Source organism: Streptomyces hyderabadensis (assembly GCF_020404845.1).
Taxonomy (GTDB): domain Bacteria; phylum Actinomycetota; class Actinomycetes; order Streptomycetales; family Streptomycetaceae; genus Streptomyces; species Streptomyces hyderabadensis.
Window position 1 is genome coordinate 192,824 of sequence record NZ_JAIOJZ010000001.1, and the last position, 26,612, is coordinate 219,435.

At 73.6% G+C, this 26,612-nt stretch carries 26 protein-coding genes and 1 pseudogene; 8 read left to right on the forward strand and 19 right to left on the reverse strand.

Annotated features, from left to right (window positions below; genetic code table 11):
* Positions 1-65: 65 nt before the first annotated feature.
* From K7854_RS37640 to K7854_RS00870, 4 genes are all read right to left on the reverse strand, one after another.
* On the reverse strand, positions 66-2,030 hold the full coding sequence (locus K7854_RS37640) for an aKG-HExxH-type peptide beta-hydroxylase (RefSeq protein ID WP_226024381.1): 1,965 nt from the start codon (positions 2,028-2,030) through the stop codon (positions 66-68).
* Positions 2,027-3,226, reverse strand: a complete 1,200-nt coding sequence (locus K7854_RS00860) for an FxsB family cyclophane-forming radical SAM/SPASM peptide maturase (RefSeq protein ID WP_226024382.1) — start codon at positions 3,224-3,226, stop codon at positions 2,027-2,029. The genes K7854_RS37640 and K7854_RS00860 overlap by 4 nt, the downstream gene beginning before the upstream one ends.
* Complete coding sequence (locus K7854_RS00865; RefSeq protein ID WP_161379870.1) at positions 3,189-3,359, reverse strand: FxSxx-COOH-like cyclophane-containing RiPP peptide; 171 nt, start codon at positions 3,357-3,359, stop codon at positions 3,189-3,191. The genes K7854_RS00860 and K7854_RS00865 overlap by 38 nt, the downstream gene beginning before the upstream one ends.
* Positions 3,360-3,518: 159 nt before the next feature.
* Positions 3,519-3,839, reverse strand: coding sequence for a CU044_2847 family protein (locus K7854_RS00870; protein WP_226024383.1), 321 nt, complete (start codon positions 3,837-3,839; stop codon positions 3,519-3,521).
* 96 nt (positions 3,840-3,935) lie between these two features.
* On the opposite strand from K7854_RS00870, the gene K7854_RS00875 reads away from it, so the two are divergent.
* On the forward strand, positions 3,936-4,820 hold the full coding sequence (locus K7854_RS00875; protein WP_226024384.1) for a deoxyribonuclease IV: 885 nt from the start codon (positions 3,936-3,938) through the stop codon (positions 4,818-4,820).
* Positions 4,821-4,842: 22 nt separating this feature from the next.
* Here the strand turns inward: K7854_RS00875 and K7854_RS00880 are convergent, their stop codons facing one another.
* Positions 4,843-5,490: a sulfite oxidase-like oxidoreductase gene (locus K7854_RS00880; RefSeq protein WP_226024385.1), complete on the reverse strand. Its 648-nt coding sequence runs from the start codon at positions 5,488-5,490 to the stop codon at positions 4,843-4,845.
* Positions 5,491-5,681: 191 nt separating this feature from the next.
* On the opposite strand from K7854_RS00880, the gene bfr reads away from it, so the two are divergent.
* Positions 5,682-6,185: a bacterioferritin gene (bfr, locus tag K7854_RS00885; protein WP_007448529.1), complete on the forward strand. Its 504-nt coding sequence runs from the start codon at positions 5,682-5,684 to the stop codon at positions 6,183-6,185.
* A 10-nt stretch (positions 6,186-6,195) separates the two neighbouring features.
* On the opposite strand, the gene K7854_RS00890 is transcribed toward bfr, so the two are convergent.
* Both K7854_RS00890 and K7854_RS00895 read right to left on the reverse strand, forming a co-directional pair.
* Positions 6,196-6,429, reverse strand: a complete 234-nt coding sequence (locus K7854_RS00890) for a (2Fe-2S)-binding protein (protein WP_164883559.1) — start codon at positions 6,427-6,429, stop codon at positions 6,196-6,198.
* A 168-nt stretch (positions 6,430-6,597) separates the two neighbouring features.
* Positions 6,598-7,950, reverse strand: coding sequence for a class II 3-deoxy-7-phosphoheptulonate synthase (locus tag K7854_RS00895; protein ID WP_226024386.1), 1,353 nt, complete (start codon positions 7,948-7,950; stop codon positions 6,598-6,600).
* A 108-nt stretch (positions 7,951-8,058) separates the two neighbouring features.
* Between K7854_RS00895 and K7854_RS37765 the strand changes: the two genes are divergently transcribed.
* On the forward strand, positions 8,059-8,115 hold the full coding sequence (locus tag K7854_RS37765) for a trp operon leader peptide (RefSeq protein WP_073723848.1): 57 nt from the start codon (positions 8,059-8,061) through the stop codon (positions 8,113-8,115).
* Positions 8,116-8,218: 103 nt separating this feature from the next.
* Complete coding sequence (locus tag K7854_RS00905) at positions 8,219-10,117, forward strand: anthranilate synthase family protein (protein WP_226024387.1); 1,899 nt, start codon at positions 8,219-8,221, stop codon at positions 10,115-10,117.
* Here K7854_RS00905 and K7854_RS00910 read toward each other — a convergent pair.
* The 5 genes and pseudogenes from K7854_RS00910 to K7854_RS00930 form a co-directional block, all read right to left on the reverse strand.
* Positions 10,075-11,070 carry a 2-hydroxyacid dehydrogenase gene (locus tag K7854_RS00910; RefSeq protein ID WP_226024388.1) on the reverse strand — a complete coding sequence of 332 codons (996 nt, stop codon included), beginning with the start codon at positions 11,068-11,070 and terminating at the stop codon, positions 10,075-10,077. The genes K7854_RS00905 and K7854_RS00910 overlap by 43 nt on opposite strands.
* A gap of 83 nt (positions 11,071-11,153) precedes the next feature.
* Positions 11,154-12,182, reverse strand: coding sequence for a 6-phosphofructokinase (locus K7854_RS00915; RefSeq protein WP_226024389.1), 1,029 nt, complete (start codon positions 12,180-12,182; stop codon positions 11,154-11,156).
* A 56-nt stretch (positions 12,183-12,238) separates the two neighbouring features.
* On the reverse strand, positions 12,239-12,916 hold the full coding sequence (locus tag K7854_RS00920) for a response regulator (RefSeq protein WP_226024390.1): 678 nt from the start codon (positions 12,914-12,916) through the stop codon (positions 12,239-12,241).
* Positions 12,909-14,150 (reverse strand): annotated as a pseudogene (gene macS / locus K7854_RS00925) (MacS family sensor histidine kinase). The gene K7854_RS00920 and the pseudogene macS overlap by 8 nt, the downstream one beginning before the upstream one ends.
* Positions 14,151-14,189: 39 nt before the next feature.
* Positions 14,190-14,945, reverse strand: a complete 756-nt coding sequence (locus K7854_RS00930; protein WP_226024391.1) for a lysophospholipid acyltransferase family protein — start codon at positions 14,943-14,945, stop codon at positions 14,190-14,192.
* Positions 14,946-15,096: 151 nt separating this feature from the next.
* Here K7854_RS00930 and K7854_RS00935 point away from each other — a divergent pair, with 151 nt between their 5' ends.
* Complete coding sequence (locus K7854_RS00935) at positions 15,097-15,900, forward strand: alpha/beta hydrolase (protein WP_226024392.1); 804 nt, start codon at positions 15,097-15,099, stop codon at positions 15,898-15,900.
* The gene (locus K7854_RS00940; protein WP_226024393.1) at positions 15,893-16,519 is read left to right on the forward strand and encodes a hypothetical protein; all 627 of its coding nucleotides are present in this window, start codon (positions 15,893-15,895) and stop codon (positions 16,517-16,519) included. The genes K7854_RS00935 and K7854_RS00940 overlap by 8 nt, the downstream gene beginning before the upstream one ends.
* 39 nt (positions 16,520-16,558) lie before the next feature.
* Here K7854_RS00940 and K7854_RS00945 read toward each other — a convergent pair whose 3' ends face one another.
* From K7854_RS00945 to K7854_RS00970, 6 genes are all read right to left on the reverse strand, one after another.
* Positions 16,559-17,323 carry an endonuclease/exonuclease/phosphatase family protein gene (locus K7854_RS00945; RefSeq protein ID WP_226024394.1) on the reverse strand — a complete coding sequence of 255 codons (765 nt, stop codon included), beginning with the start codon at positions 17,321-17,323 and terminating at the stop codon, positions 16,559-16,561.
* 156 nt (positions 17,324-17,479) lie between these two features.
* Complete coding sequence (locus K7854_RS00950) at positions 17,480-18,433, reverse strand: ROK family glucokinase (protein ID WP_007448618.1); 954 nt, start codon at positions 18,431-18,433, stop codon at positions 17,480-17,482.
* Between the two features lie 54 nt (positions 18,434-18,487).
* Entirely contained in the window at positions 18,488-19,024 is a 537-nt protein-coding gene (locus K7854_RS00955) for a DUF5304 domain-containing protein (protein WP_226024395.1), read from the reverse strand.
* Between the two features lie 101 nt (positions 19,025-19,125).
* Positions 19,126-20,298: an ArsA family ATPase gene (locus K7854_RS00960; RefSeq protein WP_226024396.1), complete on the reverse strand. Its 1,173-nt coding sequence runs from the start codon at positions 20,296-20,298 to the stop codon at positions 19,126-19,128.
* A 175-nt stretch (positions 20,299-20,473) separates the two neighbouring features.
* Entirely contained in the window at positions 20,474-20,911 is a 438-nt protein-coding gene (locus K7854_RS00965) for an SRPBCC family protein (RefSeq protein ID WP_226024397.1), read from the reverse strand.
* Positions 20,912-21,019: 108 nt separating this feature from the next.
* On the reverse strand, positions 21,020-21,817 hold the full coding sequence (locus K7854_RS00970) for a metallophosphoesterase family protein (RefSeq protein WP_226024398.1): 798 nt from the start codon (positions 21,815-21,817) through the stop codon (positions 21,020-21,022).
* Positions 21,818-22,127: 310 nt separating this feature from the next.
* Between K7854_RS00970 and K7854_RS00975 the strand changes: the two genes are divergently transcribed.
* Complete coding sequence (locus K7854_RS00975) at positions 22,128-23,924, forward strand: AMP-dependent synthetase/ligase (RefSeq protein WP_226024399.1); 1,797 nt, start codon at positions 22,128-22,130, stop codon at positions 23,922-23,924.
* Between the two features lie 120 nt (positions 23,925-24,044).
* Here K7854_RS00975 and K7854_RS00980 read toward each other — a convergent pair whose 3' ends face one another.
* On the reverse strand, positions 24,045-25,187 hold the full coding sequence (locus tag K7854_RS00980) for a glycosyltransferase family 4 protein (protein WP_226024400.1): 1,143 nt from the start codon (positions 25,185-25,187) through the stop codon (positions 24,045-24,047).
* Between the two features lie 145 nt (positions 25,188-25,332).
* On the opposite strand from K7854_RS00980, the gene K7854_RS00985 reads away from it, so the two are divergent.
* A complete protein-coding gene (locus tag K7854_RS00985) occupies positions 25,333-26,601 on the forward strand; it encodes a glycosyltransferase 87 family protein (protein WP_226024401.1) in 1,269 nt (422 codons plus the stop codon).
* Positions 26,602-26,612 lie beyond the last annotated feature (11 nt).

Consider the following 26,612-nt stretch of genomic DNA (forward strand, 5'->3'; position numbering starts at 1 on the left):
GACTCCCCGCTGCTCCGGGCGCGGCCCCGGCGGCGGGACCCTCTCCGGGCCGGGCGCGGCCGGGGCTACGGGCGCCTCGTCGGAGGCCGGGCCCGGACCGGGGCCGGCACCGGCGGCGTCCCCCGGCCGACGCGCCCGAGCGGACCCGGATCGGCGGTGGCCCCGGCGGGGTCCGCCCGGCCGACGCGCCTGGGGCCTGGGGCCGGGTGGGCGGGTCGGGCCTGCGGGTCCCTCCCGGCGGCTCCTTCCTCGTCCCTGGCCGGACCCGCGCCGGAGGGCTCCGCGTGGGGGTCGGCGTCCGCGAGCCAGGCCGCCAGGGTCAGCGGGTCGGGCGAGTGGGGCGGTGCCGGGCCGGCCGGCGTCGCCGCCTGCTGTGCGGTGAGCCGCAGGAAGAGGTCGCGGACGAGTTCGGTGCGTGCGCGCAGGAGATCCGCGCAGGGACGCCCCTCCTCGGCGGCCGCCGCGGCGAGTTCCGCCCAGCCCTGCGCCCGGTGCGGCGCGGCGCGCACCGCGTCCGCGGCCTCGCGGGCCGGGCGGGCGCGTTCGGCGCCCCGTTGCCTGGCCGCCCAGCGCCCGAACTCCGGTCCGGGCCCGGCCACGGCACCGGTGGCCGCCCGCACGTCCTCCGCCGGCAGCGGTCCCGCCGGGCGGCCGGCCCGCCACCGCGCGGCCAGCCGCTCGGCCGCGTCGGCGTCGGCGGCCGCCCAGCGCAGCCGCCAGACGGCCTCGTCGCCCGCCTGCACCCGGGCGACCGCGCGTGCGAGCCGTTCACCACCGCTCCCGCCCGCGTCACCGCCCCGGTCCCCGTCCCGTACGGTCCGCGCGAGCCGGTCGAGGAAGCGGGCGCCGAGGGCGGTGAGCCGGAGGTGGGCCGCCGCCTCCGTCAGGCCGCGCTCGACGTGGGCCCGGGTCTGGGCCAGGCGCCAGGCCGCGTCGGCCCGCGCGGGCCCGTGCCGGCTGCCGCTGCGGTCCTGCCAGAACGCCAGGTCGCCGAGGTGGGCGTAGATGCCCTGGAGCAGTCCGCCGGGCGGCCGCGGGTCGGGCCGCCAGGGCGCGTACAGCCGGGGTCCGCCACCGGGCTCGCACAGGGTCACCAGGTCGGTCAGGGCGCTGAGCTTGCTGTGCTGGAACTCGTGCAGCAGGGTCAGCGCCAGCCGCTCGGGGTCGGCGGGCCAGGAGGTGAGCACGGTGCCGAAGGCGTGCCGTGAGGTCGCCGAGGCCACGCCGCGGGCCGGGGCGGGCAGCGGCACGATGCCGTTCAGTCCGGCCGCCAGTTCCTCGGCCCGGCGCGGATGGTTGTCGACGAGCAGTTCCCAGGCCTGGCGCAGGAGGTCCTGCCAGGCCGCGGGTCCCGCGCTGGCCGTCTCCAGCGCGGGCAGCTCCGGTGCGGCGGTCTCCAGCGGCAGCCGGAGCGCCAGCCCCCGGTGCCGGGCGTCGAGCACGGCGACGGGCTGCCAGCCGTGCCCCGGGCGGGCCGGGTCGCGCGGCAGGACGCGTTCCCCGGCGGCGGTCAGGACGCGCACCCGGCAGCCCCCGGCCGCCGGGGTGTCCGGGGCCCCCGCGGCAGCGGCCGGCGCCTCGACGACGACCAGGGCCTCGGGCGCCTCGCCGAGCCCGGTGACCGTGCCGAGGCCGGGCAGGGGCAGGCGCCCCTCGCGCACCGGCACGGTGATCCGGGCGGGGTGGGCCGCGCGTACCGCCGCGAGGACCGCGAGGGCGGCCAGGTCCCGGCCGGCGCACCGGCCCCGGTGGTGGGCCGGGCAGTCGCGCAGGGTCCGGGCGGCCCAGGTGCCGAAGGCGGGGCCGTCGATCACCGACCGGGCCGCCCCGGGGGCGACGCGTTCGACGCCCGCCAGCAGGTCCGCGGCCGGTTCGGCGGCCCGGCCGCACGGTCCGTCCAGCGCGCGGCGCAGCAGCAGGAGGTTGCGGCTGCGCCGGGCGCCCCGCAGCAGGAGCACCGCGGGCCGGCCGCCCTCCCCGGCGGCCAGGGCGTCGAAGACGTCGTCCGGCAGGACGTACGGCCCGATCACGTCGGCGCCGCGGTGCGTGCGAGCCGGCGCCGGATGTGCCCGATGAGCAGGAGCAGGTCCGCGCAGTACACGGTGGGCGCGCGGTAGCCGGAGCCGGGGCGGTAGCGGTGCCCGTACTCGCCGCCGCCGCACACGGACAGCTCCGGGCAGCGCAGGCACTGCTCGGCCAGGGCGCGCTCCCCGGCCTGCCGGGCGGCGAATCCGGGATGCAGCAGGACCTCGTCGAAGGAGTGGCGGAAGACGTCGAGGCCGCTCGCGGAGGAGCCGTCGGGTCCGGTGCGCAGCGTGTCGTTCTGGTGGACGGACCCGTCGGACTCGACGAAGACGGAGACGCTGCTGGTCACGCCCACCCAGTCGAGCCTGCTGTGCCCGCCGAGCACCAGGTGCAGCAGCTCGTCCAGGATCCGCACGGAGGTCTCCTTGCGCGGCGCGTCGGCCCAGCGGTCGAAGACGGCGGCCAGCCAGCGCCCGTACGTCCCGGCCGGTGCCGGGGGCGGGGCGCCCCAGTGGCCGTGCGGCAGCAGGAAGTCGATCAGCGGCGGCCGGGTCGCCAGCAGCGACTCGTAGACGGCGACCGGGTCCCTGGCCGCGTCCACCGTGCACAGCAGCCCGGCGTACAGCTGCGGGTAGCTGCCGGACAGCAGCCGCAGACCCGCCAGCACGTCGTCGTAGGAGCCCCGTCCCCCGCGGGTGCGGCGGTGCGCGTCGTGCGCCTCCCGGTCGCCGTCCACGCTGACGCCGATCCGCACCCGGTGCTCGGCCAGCGTGTCCAGCATGCGGGTGTCGAGCAGCGTGCCGTTGGTCTGCACGGTGAACTCGGTCTCGGTGCCCGCCTCGCGGACGGTCTCCCGCACGGTACGCACGGCCTCGGCGACCCCCTCGGGTCCGGCCAGCAGGGGCTCGCCCCCGTGCAGCACGACCCGGACCTGCCGCAGCCCGTGGCGCCGCGCGTGCTCCGCGATCCGCTCGGCGGTGCGGCGCAGGGTCGCCTGGCTCATGGCACGGGGCTGCCGGCGCCAGGTGCGGTCGCCGTGTTCGTAGATGATGCAGTAGTCGCAGGCGAGGTTGCACCGGCTGCGGGTCTTGAGGACGAACTGGCGCAGCGGGACCGGCCGCCAGCCCTCGTCCAGGAGTGCCGCGACGTCGACCGCGGGTCGGTCAGGCGCTCGCCTGCCAGCTGGTGTATTCGTCGTCATGGGACTGGGCGGCCTCCGTCTGCAGCCGCTCCAGGGCCACCGCGAGTACGGAACCGGGAAGCGCGCGCAGTTCGTCGACGGTGCATCCGGCGATGTCCGGCAGTGCGCACTCGACCCCCGTGGTCTCTTCCACGCCTCGGCCCCCTCCTGCTTCCGGGACGTCCGGCATCCGGTCCCGCGCCGCGGCACACCGCCGCCCGTGCATGGTAGGCGGATCCGGGTGCGGTGCGGGAGAGGGCCGCGCTCCCCCGCGGACGGATCCGGACACCCGGTTGCCCGGGCATGCCGCCCCTCAGCCTTCCCACACGGCACGCACGATCAGGTGGGCCTCTCCGGTCGCCTTGGCCACGACCGCACCCGCCTCCCCGCTGAGCTTCACCCCGAACTCCAGCTCCAGCCGGCTCGGGGCGACGTCGAGGGACGTCATGCGGGTGTGCGCCTCGGCGGCCATGCGCCGGATGCCGTCGAGGGCCTCGCCGAGGCCCTCCTGGGCGCGCCGGACGACCGTGCTCCCGTTGACCGAGATCTCCTGCAGTCCGTAGACGTCCTCGTCGACCGGTTCGACCAGGACCCGGCCGCCGTCCGGCAGCGCGAAGCTGACGACGTCCCCCATCTGGCACCCTCCCCAGGCTCGGCAGCGCCGGTGCGCTGAGGCAGTCGTACCCTGATCCGGGGTCCGTCCACACGTCCTGGCATCCTTGGTGCGGACATGAGCACCGCATCCCCCACCCCCGCCCTGCCGCGCAACCCCGTCGGCGGCCACGTCCCCGTGGCCGGCGGGCTGCACTCCGTCGGCCTGTCCTACGCCCGTGAACTGAAGGCGGAGGCCGTGCAGGTCTTCGTGGCCAACCCGCGCGGCTGGGCCACCCCGGCCGGCAACCCCAAGCAGGACGAGGCCTTCCGCGAGGCCTGCGCGGCCGGGTCGATCCCGGCGTACGTGCACGCTCCGTACCTGATCAACTTCGGCTCGCACACCGAGGCGACGGTGCAGCGCTCGGTCGAGTCGCTGCGGCACTCGCTGCGGCGCGGGCGGGCGATCGGGGCGCTCGGCGTGGTGGTGCACACCGGCAGCGCGACCGGCGGGCGGGAGCGGTCTGTGGCGCTGAAGCAGGTACGGGAGCACCTGCTGCCGCTGCTCGACGAGCTGACCCACGACGACGACCCGTACCTGCTCCTGGAGTCGACCGCGGGGCAGGGCGCCTCCCTGTGCTCGCGGACCTGGGACTTCGGGCCGTACTTCGAGGCGCTGGACAGCCATCCGAAGCTGGGCGTGTGCCTGGACACCTGCCACGTCTTCGCGGCCGGCCACGACCTGACCGGCCCCTCGGGCATGCACCAGACCCTCGACCTGCTGGTGGACACCGTCGGCGAGGGCCGGCTGAAGCTGATCCACGCCAACGACTCCAAGGACGTGGCCGGTGCCCACAAGGACCGGCACGAGAACATCGGCGCCGGGCACATCGGCGAGGACCCGTTCCGCGCGCTGATGACCCACCCGGCGACCGAGGGCGTGCCGCTGGTCATCGAGACACCGGGCGGCAAGGAGGGCCACGCGGCGGACGTGGCGCGGCTGAAGAAGCTGCGCGACGGCTGACCCCCGAGGGCGCCGCGCCGGGTCACAGCTCGGGGCCGTCCCCGGGCTCCTCCTGGTAGGAGTAGCGCTGCTCCCGCCAGGGGTCGCCGATGTTGTGGTAGCCGCGCTCCTCCCAGAAGCCCCGCCGGTCGGCGGTCATGTACTCGATGCCGCGCACCCACTTCGGGCCCTTCCAGGCGTACAGGTGCGGGACGACCAGCCGCAGCGGGAAGCCGTGCTCGGCGGTGAGCAGCTCGCCGTCCTTGTGGGTGGCGAAGAGGGTGCGCTCGGCGGCGAAGTCGGACAGCCGCAGGTTGGAGCTGAATCCGTACTCGGCCCACACCATCACATGGGTGACGTCGGGCGCGGGCGGGGCCAGCCGCAGGATCGTGGCGGCCGGGACGCCGCCCCACTCGGCGCCGAGCATGCTGAACTTGGTGACGCAGTGCAGGTCGGCGACGACCGTGGTGTAGGGCAGGGCGGTGAACTCGTCGTGGGTCCAGCCGTGCTTCTCGTCGTCGGTGGTGGCGCCGAAGACCCGGAACTCCCAGCGCTCGGGGCGGAACTTGGGGACGGGTCCGTAGTGCGTGACGGGCCAGCCGCGCTGCAGCCGCTGTCCCGGCGGGAGCTCGAACCGCGACGCTCCTTGCGAACCGTCTTCTCCCGATCCGTCTTCCACCGGCTGACCCATGCCTCCATCCTGACAGACCCGGGCCGATGCCCCTCACCCACCTCACTTACATTCGGGCAAAGGCGGATAATCGCGACCAAGCCGACTAATCCTGTACTTACTTACTAAGTCAACACTTACTGGACGATCTTCGATGCCGGTGCAATCATGCCGCGCAACACGCCTGTTCCCGTTCGAAGGAGCCTCAAGCGATGCAGGGCGACCCGGAAGTCATCGAGTTCCTCAATGAGCAGCTGACCGCCGAGCTGACGGCGATCAACCAGTACTTCCTGCACGCGAAGCTGCAGGACCACAAGGGCTGGACCAAACTCGCGAAGTACACGCGCGCGGAGTCCTTCGACGAGATGCGCCACGCCGAGGTGCTCACCGACCGCATCCTGCTCCTGGACGGCCTGCCGAACTACCAGCGGCTCTTCCACGTGCGGGTCGGCCAGAGCGTGACCGAGATGTTCCAGGCCGACCGGGAGATCGAGCTGGAGGCGATCGACCGGCTGCGCCGGGGCATCGAGGTGATGCGGGCCAAGCACGACATCACGTCGGCCAACGTCTTCGAGGCGATCCTCGCCGACGAGGAGCACCACATCGACTACCTGGAGACCCAGCTCGACCTGATCGAGAAGCTGGGCGAGTCGCTCTACCTGTCGACGGTGATCGAGCAGACCCAGCCGGACCCGTCGGGGCCGGGATCGCTCTAGTCTCCGGCCCTCAGGCCGCCTCGGGAAGCTCCGAGAGGACCGGGGCGCCCTGGTCCGCCAGCTGCCGGCGGGGGCAGGCCCCGCGCCCGAGCAGAGCCTGGATGCGCCGTACGCAGCCGCCGCAGTCGGTGCCCGCCTTGCAGGCCGAGGCGATCTGCCGGGGCGTGCACGCACCGGCCTCCGCGTGGCTCTTCACCTGTTCCTCGGTGACACCGAAGCAGCTGCAGACGAACACGCGGTTCACCTCCCGGGCGGGGTACAAGGTCGTGCCGTACCGACGACGACCGGAGGGCCCGACTGATCGGTGAGGCAAACCTAACCTTACCCATCGCGCAAGGCCGGTAAAAGTGGGAGGGGCGCGGATCCCGTGTGACCCGCGCCCCATTCCACCCGCCCCGTCCGGGGCGGACCGTCACTGGTCCCGGTACATCTCCGCCACCAGGAACGCCAGGTCGAGCGACTGGCTGCGGTTGAGCCGCGGGTCGCAGGCCGTCTCGTAGCGCTGGTGCAGGTCGTCGACGAAGATCTCGTCGCCGCCGCCCACGCACTCGGTGACGTCGTCGCCGGTCAGCTCGACGTGGATGCCGCCCGGGTGGGTGCCGAGCGACTTGTGCACCTCGAAGAAGCCCTTGACCTCGTCGAGCACGTCGTCGAAGCGGCGGGTCTTGTGCCCGGAGGCCGCCTCGTAGGTGTTGCCGTGCATCGGGTCGGTGATCCAGGCGACGGTCGCACCGGACGCGGTGACCTTCTCCACCAGCTCGGGGAGCCGGTCGCGGATCTTGTCCGCGCCCATCCGGACGATGAAGGTCAGCCTCCCGGGCTCGCGCTCCGGGTCCAGACGCTCGATGTACTGCAGCGCCTCCTCGGCCGTCGTCGTCGGGCCGAGCTTGATGCCGATCGGGTTGCGGATCCGCGAGGCGAACTCGATGTGCGCGTGGTCCAGCTGCCGGGTGCGCTCACCGATCCACACCATGTGCCCGGAGACGTCGTACAGCTGCCCGGTGCGCGAGTCGACCCGGGTGAGGGCCGACTCGTAGTCCAGCAGCAGCGCCTCGTGCGAGGAGAAGAACTCGACGGTCTGGAACTCCGCCGGGTCCGTCCCGCAGGCCCGCATGAAGTTCAGCGCGTTGTCGATCTCCCGGGCGAGCTGCTCGTAGCGCTGGCCGGAGGGGGAGGACTTCACGAAGTCCTGGTTCCAGGCGTGCACCTGCCTGAGGTCGGCGTAGCCGCCGGTGGTGAAGGCCCGCACCAGGTTCAGCGTGGACGCCGAGGCGTGGTACATCCGCTTCAGCCGCTCGGGGTCCGGGACCCGGGCCGCCTCGGTGAAGTCGAAGCCGTTGACGGAGTCACCGCGGTAGGTCGGCAGGGTGACGCCGTCACGGGTCTCGGTCGGCTTGGAACGCGGCTTGGAGTACTGACCGGCGATCCGGCCCACCTTCACCACGGGCACGGAGGCGGCGTACGTGAGCACGGCGCCCATCTGGAGGAGGGTTTTGAGCTTGTTGCGGATGTGGTCCGCGGACACCGCGTCGAAGGCCTCGGCGCAGTCGCCGCCCTGGAGGAGGAACGCCTCTCCCTTGGCGACGGCCGCCATCCGGGCGCGCAGCTGGTCGCACTCGCCCGCGAAGACGAGCGGCGGATACGACTCGAGGTCCGCGATCACTGCGCGCAGAGCCTCAAGGTCGGGGTACTCGGGCTGCTGCGCCGCGGGCAGGTCTCGCCAGGTGTTGCCAGCGCTCGGGCTGGTCTTAGCGTTCACGGTCACGGCCCCAACATTACGGGGTCGGAACCGGGCCCCCGCCCCCGTGCCCAGGAAATGAGACGCACCGAATGCTCCGTGGACAAGCCCGGTGCGTGGGGTACGCTGCGCCCTATGTTCGCGCACTCGACCCAGACCTGGTGGTGGACCGCTCATCCGGCGGCCCACTGACTGCGCGCGACACCAGACTCCGCGAAGGCCGCCCGAGGGGCGGCCTTCGGTGTTTGTGCGACCGGGTCCGTTCCTCTCCGACAACCGAGAAGGAACCGGACCCATGACAGCGCTCGACGGCCTCCTGGCCGACTCCCGTCCGTTCGCCCTGCTGCGCCGCCGTACCCCGGGCCGCGACCACGACACCGTCGAACTCCTGGTCGGCCCGGTCACCGAGCACGACCGGGTCGCCGACCTGCCCGACGAGGGGCTGGCGCTCGTCCCCTTCCGGCAGATCCGCGAGCGCGGCTTCGACGTCCGCGACGACGGCACACCGCTGCTGGTGCTCACCCCCGAGGAGCGGTACGAGATCCCGCTCGCCGAGGCGCTGGACCGGCTCCCCGGGCACGAGGTGCGGGTCGAGGGCGGCGGCTTCGACGTCGGCGACGAGGAGTACGCGCGGATCGTCGGCCGGGTCCTCGACGAGGAGATCGGACGGGGCGAGGGCGCCAACTTCGTGATCCGGCGGACGTACCAGGGCCGGATCCCGGGGTTCGGGCGGGCCGACGCGCTAGCGCTGTTCCGTCGGCTCCTGGCGGGCGAGCGGGGCGCGTACTGGACGTTCGTCGTGCACACCGGGGACCGGACGCTGGTGGGCGCCAGCCCGGAGGTGCACGTGCGGATGTCCGGGGGCACGGTCGTCATGAACCCGATCAGCGGCACCTACCGCTACCCCGCCGGGGGCCCAACGCCCGAGCACCTCCTCGGCTTCCTCGCCGACGGCAAGGAGATCGAGGAGCTGTCGATGGTCGTCGACGAGGAACTGAAGATGATGTGCACCGTCGGCGACATGGGCGGGGTGGTCGTCGGCCCGCGGCTCAAGGAGATGGCGCACCTCGCGCATACCGAGTACGAGCTGCGCGGGAAGTCCTCCCTGGACGCCCGGGAAGTGCTGCGGGAGACGATGTTCGCGGCGACGGTCACCGGCTCGCCGGTGCAGAACGCCTGCCGGGTGATCGAGCGGCACGAGGCCGGCGGGCGGGGCTACTACGCGGGCGCGCTGGCGCTGCTCGGCCGGGACCCGGGTGACGGGCCGGGCGGGGCGGCCGGTCCCCAGACGCTCGACTCCCCCATCCTGATCCGCACCGCCGACATCGACGCCGACGGGCGGCTGCGGGTGCCGGTCGGCGCCACGCTGGTGCGCGGCTCGGACCCGGCGGGCGAGGTCGCCGAGACCCACGCCAAGGCGGCCGGGGTGCTGGCGGCGCTGGGCGTACGTCCCCGGCCGCGTACGGAGGCCGGGCGGCCGCGGCTGGCCGACGACCCCCGGGTGCGGGCCGCGCTGGACGGGCGCCGCGCCTCGCTGGCCCCGTTCTGGCTGCGGATGCAGGAGCCGTCGGCCGCGCTGACCGGGCACGCGCTGGTCGTCGACGCGGAGGACACCTTCACGGCGATGCTCGCCCACGTACTGCGCTCCTCGGGCCTGGCGGTGAGCGTGCGGCGGTACGACGAGCCGGGGCTGCGCGAGGCGGTGCTCGGGCACGAGGGCGGCCCGGTGGTGCTGGGCCCGGGACCCGGTGACCCCTCGGACCCGGCCGACCCGAAGATGCGCTTCCTGCGGTCCCTGACCGCCGAGGTGCTCGGGGCGAACCGGCACGGCGTCCTCGGCGTCTGCCTCGGGCACGAGCTGATCGCGGCGGAGCTGGGGCTGGGCATCGTCCGCAAGGAGGTGCCGTACCAGGGCGCGCAGACGGGGATCGACCTGTTCGGGCGGCCGGAGACGGTCGGCTTCTACAACAGCTTCACCGCCCGCTGCGACGACGCCGCGGCGGCCGCGCTGACCGCGCGCGGCATCGAGGTGAGCCGCGCCGCGAACGGCGAGGTGCACGCGCTGCGCGGCCCGGGTTTCGCGTCGGTGCAGTTCCATCCCGAGTCCGTACTGACGCTGAACGGCACGGCGATCGTGCGGGAGCTGACCGGTCAGCTGCGCGGGACCAGCACGTTCTCCGAGCGGCGGCCCTGACGGTAGTCCAGGACGTTGCGCACCGTGGCGTCGACGATCTGGCCGACGGCGTCCTCGGTGTAGTACGCCTGGTGCGAGGTGACCAGGACGTTGGGGAAGGTGACGAGGCGGGCCAGGGTGTCGTCCTCGACGGCCTCCAGGGACTTGTCGAGGAAGAACAGGCCCGCCTCGGCCTCGTACACGTCCAGGCCCACGCCCGCGAAGCGGCCCGCGCGCAGTTCACCGACGAGGGCGGCGGTGTCGATCAGGCCGCCGCGGCTGGAGTTGATCAGGACGGCGTCGTCCCGCATCGCCTTCAGCGCGGCGGCGTCGATCAGGTGCCGGGTCTCGGGCATCAGCGGGACGTGCAGGGTGATCAGGTCGGAGCGGGCCAGCAGCTCGTCCTTCGGGACGTAGCGCATGCCGAGTTCGGCGCAGGCCGGGTTCTCGGCGACGTCCCAGCCGAGCAGGCGCATGCCGAAGCCGTGCGCGATCCGGGCGAAGGCCTCGCCGATCTTCCCGGTGCCGAGCACGCCGGCGGTGCGGCCGTGCAGGTCGCGGCCCATCAGCCCGTCGAGCCGGAAGTCGAAGTCGCGGGTGCGGATGGAGGCGCGCACGATCCGCCGGTTGACGGCCATGGCGAGGGTCCAGGCGAACTCGGCGACCGAGTAGGGCGAGTAGTACGACACCCGGGCCACGGTCATGCCGAGCCGCTCGGCCGTGTCCAGGTCGACGTTGTTGAAGCCGGTGGAGCGCTGGGCCACCATCCGGGTGCCGCCGGCCGCGAGGATCTCCAGGACGGCCGCGCCGAGGTCGGCGTTGACGGAGGTGGAGACGATCTCGTGGCCGGCCGCGATGGGGGCGGTGTCCGCGTTGAGGAAGACGTCCAGGCAGCGGACCTCCTCCTGGTCGCGGAAGGCCCGCTCGATCAGGGGCTTCTCGTCGGCCTGCACGCCGAAGGCAAGGATCTCCACGACCGCTCCCGTCCTGGTGGGCTCCGGGCCGAATATACGACCCCGGGCCCGCCGTCGCCGGTCAGCGGCCGTTCGGCCGGACGTCAGCCGAAGAAGACGCCGACCTCCTCGTACCGCGCCGGGTCGACCGTCTTCAGCCGGGCCGTGGCCTCGGCGATCGGGACCCGGACGATGTCCGTGCCGCGCAGGGCGACCATCTTGCCGAAGTCCCCGTCGCGGACGCAGTCGATGGCGTGCAGGCCGAAACGGGTGGCGAGCCAGCGGTCGAAGGCGCTGGGCGTGCCGCCGCGCTGGACGTGCCCGAGGACGGTGGTGCGGGCCTCCTTGCCGGTGCGCTTCTCGATCTGCTTGGCCAGCCACTCGCCGACCCCGGACAGCCGGACGTGTCCGTAGGAGTCCAGGGACTCGTCCTTGAGCACCATGTCGCCGTCCTTCGGCACCGCCCCCTCCGCGACGACCACGATCGGGGCGTAGGAGGCCCGGAACCGGGAGGTCACCCAGGAGCACACCTGCTCCACGTCGAAGCGCTGCTCGGGGATGAGGATGACGTTGGCGCCGCCGGCCAGGCCCGAGTGCAGGGCGATCCAGCCGGCGTGCCGGCCCATGACCTCGACGACCAGGACGCGCATGTGGGACTCGGCGGTGGTGTGCAGCCGGTCGATGGCCTCGGTGGCGATGCCGACGGCGGTGTCGAAGCCGAAGGTGTAGTCGGTGGCGGACAGGTCGTTGTCGATGGTCTTGGGGACGCCGACGCAGGGCACGCCGTACTCGTCGGCGAGGCGGGTGGCGACGCCGAGGGTGTCCTCGCCGCCGATGGTGATGAGCGCGTCGACGCCGAGTGCGGCGAGGTTCTCCTTGATGCGCCGGATGCCGCCTTGCTGCTGGAGCGGGTTGGTGCGCGAGGAGCCGAGGACGGTGCCGCCGCGGGGCAGGATGCCGCGGACGGCCGGGATGTCGAGCGGGACGGTGTCGCCCTCCAGGGGGCCGCGCCAGCCGTCCCGGAAGCCGGTGAAGTCGTAGCCGTACTCCTGGACGCCCTTGCGGACGACGGCCCGGATGACGGCGTTGAGCCCGGGGCAGTCGCCGCCGCCGGTCAGTACTCCGACCTTCATCGCGTAATCCCCTTGCCACAGTGGGTGGTTGAGGCCACTCCACTGTCCCGCGCGGGTCAGGCGTCGTCCAGACCCCGTTCTATCGCGTACCGCACCAGCTCCACCCGGTTGTGCAGCTGGAGCTTGCCGAGGGTGTTCTGGACGTGGTTCTGCACGGTGCGGTGCGAGATGACCAGGCGTTCGGCGATCTGCTTGTAGCTCAGGCCCTTGGCGACCAGGCGCAGCACCTCGGTCTCCCGGTCGGTGAGCCGGGGCGCGCCGGGGTCGTCGGTGCCGGCGGCGGGTGCGGGTTCGGAGGCGAGGCGGCGGTACTCGCCGAGGACCAGTCCGGCCAGGCCCGGGGTGAAGACCGGGTCGCCGGCGGCCGTACGGCGCACCGCGTCCCTCAGCTCCTCGGTGGAGGCCGACTTCAGCAGGTATCCGGTCGCGCCGGACTTCACCGCCTCCAGTACGTCGGCGTGCTCCCCGCTGGCCGAGAGCACCAGCACCCGCAGCTTCGGGTCGGCGCCGACGACCTCCTTGCAGACCTGGACCCCGGGCTTGCCGGGGAGGTTGAGGTCGAGCACGAGGACGTCGGGGGCGGCGGCGCGGGCGCGGCGCACCGCCTGGTCGCCGTCCCCGGCGGTGGCGACCACGTCGAAGCCGGACTCGGCCAGGTCGCGGGCGACCGCGTCGCGCCACATCGGGTGGTCGTCGACCACCATGACCTTGATCGGGTCCTGTCGTTCACTCATGGTCTGCTGCCTTCCCCCGCGCCGTGGTGCCGGCGGTCTTCTTCGGTGCCTTCAGTTCGACCTCCGTGCCCTGTCCGGGCACCGAGATCAGCTCGGCCGTGCCGCCGAGGTCGCGCAGCCGGCCCCGGATCGACAGGGCCACGCCGAGCCGTCCCTCGCCCTCGGCCTCGGCGAGCCGCCCGTCCGGGATGCCGGGCCCCTCGTCGCGGACGGTGACGATCACCTCGTCCGGTTCGTCCTCGACCAGGATCCAGGCGCGCGCCCGCTCGCCGACGTGTTGGCGGACATTGTCCAGCGCGGCGCCCACGGCGGCGGCCAGCTCCCGCGCGGCGTTCGGGGCCAGGAGGACCGGGGCGCCGGGTTCGGCCAGGTTCACCAGCGAACCGGCGTACGGGGCGAGCAGGGCGCGCAGGTCGACGGGACCGTCCGGGTCCGCCCCCTCCGGTTCCTCGACCACCCGGACGACCGCGCCCTCGGCGGTGTCCTCCGACACGCGGGAGACGGGGACCAGGCCGCCGGAGACCAGGGTGCGCAGGGCGACCTCCTGCTCACCGGCCAGCCGGCCCAGCTCGGCCGCCTCGCCGCCGATGACGGCGCCCCGGCGCTGCACCATCGCCAGCACCTGCAGGACGCTGTCGTGGATGTCCCGGGCCAGCCGCTCGCGTTCCCTGGTCGCCGCCTCGATCTCCAGGGCGCGGGCGAGGGTGCGCTCGGAGGCGCGGGCGACCTCGACGACGTAGCCGATGGCGATGGAGGCGACCCAGACCAGGACGACGTTGTGGACGGTGTCACGGGCCGGGGTGCCGCGTTCGACCAGGTTGGCGACGGCGACGAGGGTGGAGGCGACGGCGGCCCAGCGCCAGCCGCCCTTGACGGCGAAGGCGAGCACGGAGCCTGCGGTCCATATCGACGGCAGGGTCGGCCCGCCGTCCATGACCCGTTCGTGGGCGTCGGCGAAGGGCGTGAGCAGGATGCCGGTCAGGGCGACGGTGAGGTCGGCGGCGAGGAACCGCTTGGTGCAGCTCGCGGCGTTCGCGACCTTGGGGAGGGTGGCCAGGGTCCACACGAGGAGGACCGCGTAGTAGGCGACGGCCAGCTAGGGGCGGTCGAAGCCGGACCAGGCGGTGGCGAAGAAGCCGATCGCGTACAGCATGGTGAGCACGCGGTAGCCGGCCAGCGCGCGCCACAGCGGCTGCTCGACCGACATCCTCATGACTCTCTCGCGCCTGGCCATGTCCCCCCTCTCCGGGTCACCGGCACCCGGTGCCCCGGACTACGTACCGGCCCGGTCCTGCGCGGCCTTCGCCGCCTTGTCGCCCTTGGCGGCCTTGTCGCCCTTGGCGGCCTTCTCGGCCTTCGCCGCCTCCGCGAGCTGCCGCTTCATGGCGGTCGCGTACATGTCGACGTACTCCTGGCCGGAGAGCTTCATGATCTCGTACATGACCTCGTCGGTCACCGCGCGGAGCACGAAGCGGTCGTGCTCCATGCCCTGGTAGCGGGAGAAGTCCAGCGGCTTGCCGATGCGGATGCCGGGCCGCATCAGCTTCGGCATCACCTGGCCGGGCGGCTGGATCTTCTCGGTGTCGATCATGGCGACGGGGACGACGGGCGCGCCGGTGGCGAGCGCCACGCGCGCGAGGCCGCCCGGCTTGCCGCGGTACAGGCGGCCGTCCGGGGAGCGCGTGCCCTCGGGGTAGATGCCGAACAGCTCGCCGCGCTCCAGCACCTCCATGCCGCTCTTGATGGCCGCCTCCCCCGCGCCGCGCGCGCCGGAGCGGTCCACCGGGAGCTGGCCGACGCCCTTGAAGAAGGCGGCGGTCAGCCGGCCCTTGACCCCGGGGGTGTTGAAGTACTCGGCCTTGGCGATGAAGGTCACCTTGCGGTCGAGGACGGCGGGCAGGAAGAACGAGTCGGAGAACGACAGGTGGTTGCTCGCCAGAATGGCGGCCCCCTCGGCCGGAACGTGCTCCAGGCCCTCCACCCAGGGCCGGAAGGCCAGCTTCAGCGAGCCCCCGATGGTGACCTTCATCGCGCCGTACAACAACCGAGTGCCTCCCGTGTCCGTGGGTCAGACCTTATCCCGCGGTGCCGTCAATGGCCCCGACGGCCCTGGTCGGTGTCAGTGCGGTCGCGTACGGTGAAAGACCCGCGAGTAATCCCTGACGACAGGAGACCGAGACGTGTCGGTCCTGCCCGGAGCCGAGCCGTACCGCCACGAGGGCGGTGAGGTCGGCGTCCTCCTCTGTCACGGTTTCACCGGCTCCCCGCAGTCGCTGCGCCCCTGGGCCGAGTACCTGGCCGCGCGCGGCCTGACGGTGGCGCTGCCGCTGCTGCCCGGGCACGGCACCCGCTGGCAGGACATGCAGGTCACCGGCTGGCCGGACTGGTACGCGGAGGTGGACCGCGAGCTGCGCGTGCTGCGCGAGCGCTGCGCGCGGGTCTTCGTCGCCGGGCTGTCCATGGGCGGCGCGCTGGCGCTGCGGCTGGCCGCCAAGCACGGGGACGCGGTCAGCGGCGTGGTCGTGGTCAATCCGGCGAACCGGATGCACGGCGTCGCCCAGCACGCCCTTCCGGTGCTGCGCCACCTGGTGCCCGCGACGAAGGGGATCGCCAGCGACATCGCCAAGCCGCTCAGCACGGAGCTGGGGTACGACAGGGTGCCGCTGCACTCGGCGCACTCGCTGCGCGCCTTCTTCCGGCTGGCCGACGGCGACCTGCCGCAGGTGACCCAGCCGCTGCTGCTGCTGCGCAGTCCGCAGGACCATGTGGTGCCGCCGGCCGACTCGGCGCGGATCCTGGGCCGGGTGTCGTCGACGGACGTGACGGAGATCCTGCTGGAACAGAGCTATCACGTGGCGACGTTGGACCACGATGCGGACCGGATCTTCGCTCAGAGCGTCGCGTTCATCGACCGGCTCGCGCCCGGTTCCGTCGGGGAACCGGAGTCCGGTCTCGGCAAGGAAGGGACGGCCGCAGGTGGCTGAGCACGACTCCGACCGCGAGGACCGCGAGGAGCGCGAGGAGCGGGACCTGGAGCGGGAGCACCGCGAGGGACGGGAGCGCGCGGCGGACGGCGGCCCCGGGGCGCCGGACGTGCCCTTCGACGAGGACGCCGCCTGGGCCTCGATCGTCGCCGGGTACGGGGAGGAGCCCCCGGACCCGCCGGGCGCGAAGCCGTTCAAGTCGGTCGAGGACCTGGCGCTGCTGGAGACGGAGGTGAACGACGAGAAGCCCGGGGCGGACCGGCCCGCCCCGGACCGGCCGCTGGGCAGCTCCGTCGCCTTCGCGCCCGGCGTCGGCCCCCGCGACCACACGCCCGCCGAGCCGTCCGACGACGACTTCGACGCGGACGACGAGGGTCACTTCGTGCCGCCCGAGCCGCCGCCGCTGCCCGAGGCCGACCCCACCGCGAAGTTCGCCTGGCTGGGCGTCCTCGGCGGTCCGGTGCTGCTCCTGCTGGCGGTGGTGCTCGGCTGGGACATGACCTGGTGGCTGACGACCCTGAGCATCGGCGGCTTCCTGGGCGGCTTCGCCACCCTGGTCATGCGGATGCGGACGGGCGACGAGGACGACGACGACCCGGGGCGCGGCGCGGTGGTGTAGCCGGGCGGCCGGACCGCGCGACCGGGCCGGGCCCGGGGATCAGGCGGCGCCGGCGGGTACCCGGAGGGCGGTCAGGACCGGGAGGTGGTCCGTGGCCGCCCTCAGGTCGTCCTCGGCCACCCCGGTCAGTCCCGTCGGCACCCCGCAGCCCAGCACCTCGACGCCCTCGGTGACGAAGACCGCGTCGATACGGCGGTCGGGAGCGGTCGCGGGGAAGGTGTACTCGCCGCCCCAGGGCGCCGCGGTCCAGCAGTCGCGCAGCCCGTCCCCGAGCCGCCGGAAGGTGCGGCCGCCGGGGCGCTCGTTCAGGTCGCCGCCCGCGACGGCGTGCTTCACCCCGAGGCCGGCCAGGTGGCCGAGGAGCAGCCCGGCCTGTTCGTGGCGCTCGTCCGCGTCCAGGGACAGGTGGGTGCTCAGTACACCGAGACGGGCCCCGCCGATCCGGACCACGGCGGCGGCGATGCCCCGGCGGTGCCGGCCGGGGGTGAGCGGGAGCAGCACGTCCTCGGTGCGCTCCACGGTGGCCCGCAGCGAGCAGAGCAGCGCGGGGCCGGCGGCGGTGCCGCCGCCGGAGAGCAGGACCAGGTCGGACGCGGAGGCGAGCCGGGTGATCTTCTTGCGCCAGCGGAAGAAGCGCGGGGCCTCCTGGAGGAGGACGAGGTCGGGCGCGCAGGCCGTGATGACGCGGGCGAGGGCGTCGGTGTCGTCGCGCAGTGAGCGGACGTTGTAGCTCAGGACACGGATGACCGCGGAACCGTCGGGTTCGGTGCGGGAGTTGGGGAGCGCGGGGAGGGACGTTGCCATGCCGTCAATTTACGGGACCGCATGATCGGGCGCCTTGTGGGTCGGGGCGCGAGGCCTGTGGGCGACTGCCGGTTCGTTGTGGCTGGTCGCGCCCGCGGGGCGGAGCCCCACATGGACTCCGCCCCGCGCCCCTTGGGGGCTGGCAGTGACCGGCGTTTACATGATCGGGTCGGGCTCCCGGGCCAGGTCGGCCGCGCCGACCAGGCCGGCCTTGTTGCCGAGCTGGGCGGCGATCACGTCGGCGACCGGGCGCCAGTTGCCCCCGACCAGCCAGCGCTTGTAGGACTTGCGGATCGGGTCGAGGACCAGGTCGCCCTCGTCCGAGAGGCCGCCGCCGACGATGAAGGCGGACGGGTCGAAGAGCGAGGCCAGGTCGGCGAGGCCGGCCCCGGCCCAGCGGGCCAGCTCCCGGTAGGAGTCGACGGCGACCGGGCAGCCCTGGCGGGCGGCGACGGAGATGTGCTTGCCCTCGATGCCGTCGGGGGTGCCGTCGCCGAGCGCGAGGAGCACCTCGGCGCGCTCGGGGGTGGCGTTGGCCCGCTGCTTGGCGTACCGCACCAGCGCCCGGCCCGACGCGTACTGCTCCCAGCAGCCCTGCGAGCCGCAGCCGCACAGCAGGCCGTCCGGCACCATGCGGATGTGGCCGAACTCGGCGGCCACGCCGAAGTGGCCGCGGCGCAGCTTGTTGCCGATGATGATGCCGCCGCCGAGGCCGGTGCCGAGGGTGATGCAGATGACGTTGCGGTGGCCCTTGCCGCCGCCGAACTTGTACTCGCCCCAGGCCGCGGCGTTGGCGTCGTTCTCCACGACGACCGGGAGGCCGACGCGGGCCTCGACCTTCTCCTTGAGCGGCTCCTGGCGCCAGTCGATGTTGGGCGCGAAGTAGACCGTGGAGCGCTGGCGGTTGACGTATCCGGCGGCACCGATACCGACGCCGACGATCTCGTGTCCCACCCGCGCGCCCTCCACCGCGGAGGCGATGGCGTCCACGATGGCCTCGGGCGTGGTGGGGGTCGGCACCTTGTGGGTCGAGAGGATGTTGCCTTCCTCGTCGACCACGCCGGCCGCGATCTTCGTGCCGCCGATGTCGACGCCGATGGTGAGTCCCATGAATCCCTCAGTTCGGTCGAGCCCCGCTAAGGGCAACCGTACCCGAGGCGGGGCTCAGTCCAGGTCGATGCGCTGTCCCGGGCCGGTGCCCTCGTCGCCCTCGTCGCGGCCGTCGGCGTCGTGTCCGTCCAGGTCGCGGGGGTCGCGCGGGTCCCGGGGCGCGGTGTCGCCGGTGGTCCAGCGGCGTTCCTGGTTCTGGACGGCGGAGCGGTAGGCGGCGAGGAGTTCACCGCCGGCGGCGGCGAGGTGGTCGAACACGCCCGGGTTGCGTTCGATGACCGGTTCGACGGCGGCCTTCGCCTGCTGCACGACCTGCCGGACCACCTGCTGGGCGGCGGGCCCGGCGAGCTGGCCGAGCAGCGGTGACTGGAGGCCGGACAGCTTGTCCGCGACGGTGTCGACGAGCCGGCGCAGCTCCTCGGCGGCGGACCCGGGCGGCGGCCCGTACTCGGCACGGCGGCGGGCCTTCTCCGCCTCCAGGTCCTCGGCGCACGCCGTGGCCCAGGCGTCGGCGTCGGTCGCTCGCGTCTCGTCGACCGCGTCGGCCTCGTCGGGGCGGGGGGCCTCGGACGGGGGGAGCTCTTCGCTCATGACGGACTCCTGACTACGGTTCGTCCTTACGACGTTACCCGAACGGGCTCCTACTCAGGCGGGTCCCGTCGGGTCGGCGCCCCCGGGGGCCACGGCTTTGGTCAGCGCTCCCGCGGCCACAGCTCCGGGTCCGGTGCGAACCGGACGGCGAGTACGCCCTCCCGCAGCGCGGCCCCGTCGACGGCGCAGCGGCGCAGCGCGGAGGGCAGCGGGACGATGCGGCGGAAGGGCCCGGCGGCGACGACCAGTTCGTCCCCGCGGCGGATCAGGTCGAGGTCCTCGCGCACGGCTCCGGGCAGCGGGATGTGCCAGACCAGCACGCCGTCCTCGGCCAGCCGGTCGGTGACGGGCCACTCGACCGGGGAGGCGTCCGGGTTGACGCCCGGCACGTCGAGGGCCGCCAGGTCGTCCGTGCCGCGCGGGTCGCGGCCGAGATGGGCGACGACGCGGACGTCGTACGTCCCGCGCCATTCCTCCAGGGTCTTGCGCTGCTGGGCGAGGGGGCCGCTGAGCCAGCTGTCCGCCGGGGTGTCCTCGGGCAGGACGCGGTTGGCGACCAGGACCTCGGTGCGCAGGCCGCGCAGGGCGAGGCCGAGGGTGGTGGCGCGGACGGCGTCGGCTCCGGCCGGTCCCGGTTCGGCGACCAGCCGTACGGCGGTGTTCCGGTCGGCCAGTACGGCCTCGGCGGCGGCGAGTTCCAGGTCCCAGCGGGCGGCGGTCTCGTACAGCGCCTCGGCGGGCATGGGGACGCCCGCGAGCCGGCCGAGGACGGGGCGCAGGGCGCGGGCGGCCTGCCGTTCGGGCGGGAGCAGGCGGCGCAGGCAGCGGCGCAGTTCCTCCGGTGCGGCGAGCAGGGCGAGGGCGCGCGGCGCGGGCGGGAGGTCGACGACGAGGAGGTCGTGCGCCTCGGCGAGGGCGGCCTCGCGCAGGGCGCGCAGCAGGGCCAGGTCCTCGGCGCCGGGCAGCGGGGTGAGGTCCTCGGGGTCGAGGCGGGCGGCGCCGAGGAGGTCGAGCGCGGCGGCGGCGCGGTCCTGGAGGGCGGCGAGGCCGTCCCGGAAGCCCTGAGCGGCGTCGGGGCGCCAGACGGTGAGGCCGGGTTCGACGGGGGCCGGCGCCGGGCCGGTGCGCAGGCCGAGCACGGCGCCGAGGGTGTCGTCGCGGTCGGTGCCGAGGAGGAGGGTGCGGGTGCCCTCGCGGGCGGCGGTGAGCGCGGTGGCGGCGGCGACGGTGGTGCGGCCGGTGCCGCCGGGGCCCGTGATCAGGAGGGTGCGCATGGGGGTGAACGGTACCTGGGGGCTCCGCCGGTTGGGCTGGTGACCGGCGCTGGGGTGGGCGTGGGTTCGCGGGCCGGCGCCGGCCGGGTGCCGCTGCGCCCACCCGTGCCGCCCTGGGGGTACCTCCCAGGCCGTTCAGGCACTGGGGGAGGCACGATTGCCCGCAGCTACGGTGCTACTTGTCCGACTCGACTCGCTTCTTCAGGCCTGCCAGGGCTCGGTCGATGATGACCTTCTCCGCCTTGCGCTTGATCATGCCGAGCATGGGGATCTTGACGTCCACCGTGAGGCGGTAGGTGACCTCCGTGCCCGTGCCCGCCGGGCGGAGGTGGTAGGAACCGTCGAGGGAGCGCAGCATCTGGGACTTCACCAGCGTCCAGGACACCTCGTGCTCGCCGGTCCAGGTGTACCCCAGCGTCTGGTCGTCCTTGATCGCCCCGGCGTCCATGACGAGCCGGACCTGCTCGGCACGGCCCTGCGCGTCGGTCGCGAGGACCTGGGCCTCCTTCACTTCGCCGGTCCAGTCCGGGTAGCGCTCGAAGTCGGAGATCACCGCCATGACGTCGGCCGGTGCCGCCTCGATGGTGATGCTCGAGCTGGTGTGTTCCGCCATCGCCGTGGCTCCTCCGGATGCGGGCCGCTACGTGTGTGCCGCGTGAAGGCTATCGCGCACGGGCAGGGCGGATGCCACCACCCACCTGCGCGGGTACGCCGCGCCCGGTCACCACTCCAGCGCCCACGGCCGTCCCGTGGACGCGAAGTGACCGACGTTCACGCATTCGGTCGCGCCGACGCGCATCCGCCGTACCAGCGGCTGGTGGACGTGCCCGAACAGGGCGTAGCGGGGACGGGTGCGGCGGATCGCGTCCAGCAGCGCGCGGCTGCCCCGCTCGAAGCGCCGGGCCACCGTGTCGTAGACGAGTTCCGGCACCTCGGGCGGGATGTGGGTGCACAGCACGTCCACCTCGCCGACGGCCTCGATCTTCGCGGCGTACTCCTCGTCGCTGATCTCGTACGGCGTGTTCATCGGGGTGCGCAGCCCGCCGCCGACGAAGCCGAAGACGCGGCCGCCGATCTCCACCCGCTCCCCGTCGAGCACGGTGGTGCCGGGCCCCGCGTACTCGGGCCACAGCGGGGGCACGTCGACGTTGCCGTAGGTGGCGTACGTCGGGGTGGGGAACGCGGCGAACAGTTCGGCGTACTGCTTGCGCACCGCCCGCTCGATCAGCTCCCGGCGCTCCCCGTCGACCCCGGCCCACAGCCGCGCCCCGAACTCCCGTGCCTCGGCGAACCGGCGGGCGGTGCGCAGCGCGACGATGCGGTCGGCGTTCGCGACGCCGAACAAGTCGGGGAAGATGCCGCGCGAGTGGTCGGCGTAGTCGAGGAAGAGGACCAGGTCCCCGAGGCAGATCAGGGCGTCGGCGCCCTCGCCGGCCCTGGCCAGGTCGCGGGCGTTGCCGTGGACGTCGCTGACCACGTGGACGCGCGTGGTCGTGTTACGGGGCGGTGTGGGTGCCATGGCGATCAAGCGTAAGCAGCGCGCGCGTGCTGTGAACAGTGGCGGTCGGACCTGCGGTTACTGGCTGGTCCGTTGATCCGTCGACTACTGTGCGCAAAGCAAACCCCATCCGTGTGACGCAGCGAACATCTCGCGGGGACCCCCTGTCGGAGAACGCATACCGGCGGGTAACGTCCGGGCAGTCCAGTCGTGCTCTGGATTTCAACATGTGAATCCCGCATGAGTCCTCCGGAGCCACAGCCCGAGCCTTGGACCGCACCGTCGCATCACACAACGTCGTGGCGCCGGCGCCCTATGAGGAGCAGCAGTCTTGCGCGAGTTCAGCCTTCCGGCCTTGTACGAGGTCCCCGCGGACGGAAACCTGACCGACATCGTCCGCAGAAACGCCGCGCAGCATCCCGACGTCGCCGTCATCGCCCGCAAGGTGGGCGGGGCCTGGCAGGACGTGACCGCGCGTGCCTTCCTCGCCGAGGTGCACTCCGCCGCCAAGGGCCTGATCGCCGCCGGGGTCCAGCCGGGCGACCGGGTCGGACTGATGTCCCGCACCCGTTACGAGTGGACCCTGCTGGACTTCGCGATCTGGAGCGCGGGCGCGATCACCGTGCCGGTGTACGAGACCAGTTCGCCGGAGCAGGTGCAGTGGATCCTCGGCGACTCGGGCGCCACGGCGTGCGTCGTGGAGTCGGCCGGGCACGCGGCCGCCGTCGAGTCGGTGCGCGAGCAGCTGCCCGCCCTCAAGAACGTCTGGCAGATCGACGCCGGCGCGGTGGAGGAGCTGGGGCGGCTGGGCCAGGACGTCACGGACGCCACCGTCGAGGAGCGCGGCTCGATCGCGAAGGCCGACGACCCGGCGACCATCGTCTACACCTCCGGCACCACGGGCCGCCCCAAGGGCTGCGTGCTCACCCACCGCAGCTTCTTCGCGGAGTGCGGCAACGTGGTGGAACGGCTGCGGCCGCTCTTCCGCACCGGTGAGTGCTCGGTCCTCCTCTTCCTGCCGCTCGCGCACGTCTTCGGGCGGCTGGTCCAGGTCGCGCCGATGATCGCGCCGATCAAGCTGGGCAACGTCCCCGACATCAAGAACCTCACCGACGAGCTGGCCGCCTTCCGGCCCACGCTGATCCTCGGCGTGCCGCGCGTCTTCGAGAAGGTGTACAACTCGGCGCGCGCCAAGGCGCAGGCCGACGGCAAGGGCAAGATCTTCGACCGGGCCGCCGACACCGCGATCGCGTACAGCAAGGCCCTGGACACCCCGGCGGGCCCGTCCGTGGGTCTGAAGATCAAGCACAAGGTCTTCGACAAGCTCGTCTACAGCAAGCTCCGTACGGTCCTCGGCGGGCGCGGCGAGTACGCCATCTCCGGCGGCGCCCCGCTCGGCGAGCGGCTCGGCCACTTCTTCCGCGGCATCGGCTTCACGGTCCTGGAGGGCTACGGCCTGACCGAGTCCTGCGCGGCCACCGCCTTCAACCCCTGGGACCGGCAGAAGATCGGCACGGTCGGCCAGCCGCTGCCCGGCTCCGTGGTGCGCATCGCGGACGACGGCGAGGTGCTGCTGCACGGCGAGCACCTGTTCAAGGAGTACTGGAACAACCCGGGGGCGACCGCGGAGGCGCTGGCCGACGGCTGGTTCCACACCGGCGACATCGGCACCCTCGACGAGGACGGGTACCTGCGGATCACCGGCCGCAAGAAGGAGATCATCGTCACGGCCGGCGGCAAGAACGTCGCCCCGGCCGTCATAGAGGACCGCATCCGCGCGCACGCGCTGATCGCGGAGTGCATGGTGGTCGGCGACGGGCGGCCCTTCGTGGGTGCGCTGGTCACCCTCGACGAGGAGTTCCTGGGCCGCTGGTGCGCGGAGCACGGGAAGCCGGCCGGGTCGAGCGCGGTGTCGCTGCGGGAGGACCCGGATCTGCTCGCGGCGATCCAGGACGCGATCGACGACGGGAACGCGGCGGTGTCGAAGGCGGAGTCGGTGCGGAAGTTCCGGGTGCTGGGGGCGCAGTTCACGGAGGAGTCGGGGCATTTGACTCCGTCGTTGAAGCTGAAGCGGAATGTTGTCGCGAAGGATTACGCGGACGAGATCGAGGCGATTTACGCCAAGTAGGGGCGCCTTCCGGGGTGCCGGGTCCGGTTCGTCGGCGGCTTCACGTACGTCGTGGTCGCTCGCGCGGTTCCCCGCGCCCCTGGGCCGGTCCACCTCACCGTGCGGACAAGGCACCCTGCGTCACAGCAACGCCTTCAAGTGCTCGGCCAGCAGGTCCCAGCGCCACTTCTCCTCGACCCACGACCTGCCCCGTTCGCCCATCCTGCGGCGGAGTTGCGGGTCGGCGAGGAGGGTGGTGATGCGGTCGGCGGACTCGTTCGGGTCGGCGCCGCGGACCACCCAGCCCGTCTCGCCGTCGAGTACGGCGTCCGGGGCGCCGCCCGAGTCGCCGGCGACGACGGGCAGACCGGTCGCGGAGGCCTCCAGGTAGACGATGCCGAGGCCCTCCACGTCGAGGCCGCCCCGCCGGGTGCGGCAGGGCATGGCGAAGACGTCCCCGGCGCCGTAGTGGGCGGGCAGTTCGGACCAGGGCACGGGGCCGGTGAAGTGGACGGCGGCGGCGACGCCGGTCTCCTCGGCGAGGCGGCGCAGGTCCTTCTCGTAGGGGCCGCCGCCGACGATCAGCAGGACGGCGTCCGGCTGGGCGGCGAGGATCCGCGGCATCGCCCGGATCAGGGTGTCCTGGCCCTTGCGCGGGACCAGGCGGGAGACGCAGACGACGACGGGGCGCTCGGTCAGGCCGAGGCGGGCGCGCACCTCGTCGCCGCCGCTGCCGGGGTGGAAGGTCTTCTCGTCGACGCCGGGCGGCAGTTGCACCATCCGTGCGGCGGCCCCGGGCGTGAGCGCGCCCGCGATCCGGGAGCGGGTGTACTCGCCGAGGTAGGTGATCGTGTCCGTCGACTCCCCGATCCGGCGCAGCAGTTGCCGGGCGGCGGGCAGCTGGGCCCAGCCCGCCTCGTGGCCGTGGGTGGTGGCGACCAGCCGCTCGGCGCCCGCCTTGCGCAGGGCCGGGGCCATCAGGCCGAGGGGCGCGGCCGCCCCGAACCACACCGACGTGCAGCCGTGCTCGCGCAGCAGACCCACCGCCCGCCGGGTGGCGCCCGGTGTCGGCAGCAGCATCGTCGTGCGGTCCCGTACGACGGTGAAGGGCTGCTCGGCGTCGAAGGCGGCGGTGGCCTCGATGCCCTCGCGGCTCCGCTTCCAGGTGGAGGCGTAGACGACCAGCCGCTCGGGGTCCAGGCGCAGCGCCATGTTGTGCAGGAAGGCCTGGATGCCGCCCGGGCGGGGCGGGAAGTCGTTCGTCACGATCAAGGTCTTGCGCACGCCGCCGACCCTACCGAACCGTCCGCCGGGCGCCGGGCCCGGCCGCGTCCCTGTGGCACGCCCACAGGTGTCCGGGTCATCATGGCCGCACCGGCGGACGGCCGGGACGGGCGGGGACGGGCGGGCACGGACGGGCAGGGAGCACGTGGAGACGAGGGACGCGGGGCGGTCACCGGTGTGGCTGCCGGCGGTCTGGGCCGCCACCCGGCTGGTGCTGCTGCTGTTCGTGCTGAAGGTGCTGGTCTTCCCCGGTCCGGACGTCACGAGCGACGTGTCCGTCATCTACCGGGACTGGTCCGACGTCCTGCGCACCGGAACGTTTCCGCTGGCGGACGTCACCTGGCAGTACCCGCCGGCGGCGGCCTTCGCGATCCTCTCCCCCGCGCTGCTGCCCTTCCTGGAGTACGCGACGGCCTTCTTCGTCCTCGCGTGTGTCACGGACGCCGTCGTGCTGGCGCTGCTGTGGCACGCGGGCCGGGGCGCGGGGCGGTCGCCGCGCGGGGCGTGGGTGTGGGTGGCGGGCGTGCCGCTGCTCGGGCCGACGGTGTACGCCCGCTACGACGTGATGGTCACGGCCGTCGCGGTGGCCGCGCTGCTGGCCGCCGGGCGGCATCCGCGGGTGGCGGGGGCGCTGGCGGCCCTCGGGGCGCTGCTGAAGGTGTGGCCGGCGCTGGTGCTGGTCGGGATGCGGGGGTGGCGGCCGTGGATCGCGGCCGCGGTGAGCGGGGCGGGGCTGGCCGTGCTGTTCGCCGTGTCGATGCCCGGGGCGTTCGCGTTCCTGACGTTCCAGCGCGAGCGGGGCGTCGAGGTGGAGTCGGTGGGGGCGCTGGTCTTCCACGTCGCCCGGCACTTCGGCTGGGAGGGCGGGGTGCTGCTGAACTACGGGTCGATGGAGTTCCTGGGCCCGCACGTGGACACGGTCGGCACGGTCTCGCTGGGGCTGAGCGCGCTGGCGTTCGGCTGGCTGCTGCTGTGGCGGCTGCGGGCGGCACGGCCGGCGGCGCCCCGGTTCGCGGCGCACACGGCGGCGGACGCGGCCTTCGTGGCGGTGCTGATGTTCACGGTGACCAGCCGGGTGATCAGTCCGCAGTACCTGGTGTGGCTGGTGGGCCTGGGCGCGGTCTGCCGGTGCTTCCGGGCGAGCCGGATGCGGGTGCCGGTCTCCCTGGTGCTGGCGGCGACCCCGCTGACGCTGCTGGACTTCCCGTTGCTGTTCGCGGACGTCGTGGCGAGCACTCCCCTGGGCAGCACGCTGCTGTTCGTCCGCAACGGCCTGCTGGTGACCGCCACCCTCCTCGGCGCCCGTGCCCTGTGGCGAAGCCCGGTGCGCCGCGGGTCCCCGGACCCGGCCGAGCCCTCCGAGCACCCCGGCCGCACCACGGCTTGCGCGGACACTCCCGCCGGCACGCCGTGAACCCCTCCGGC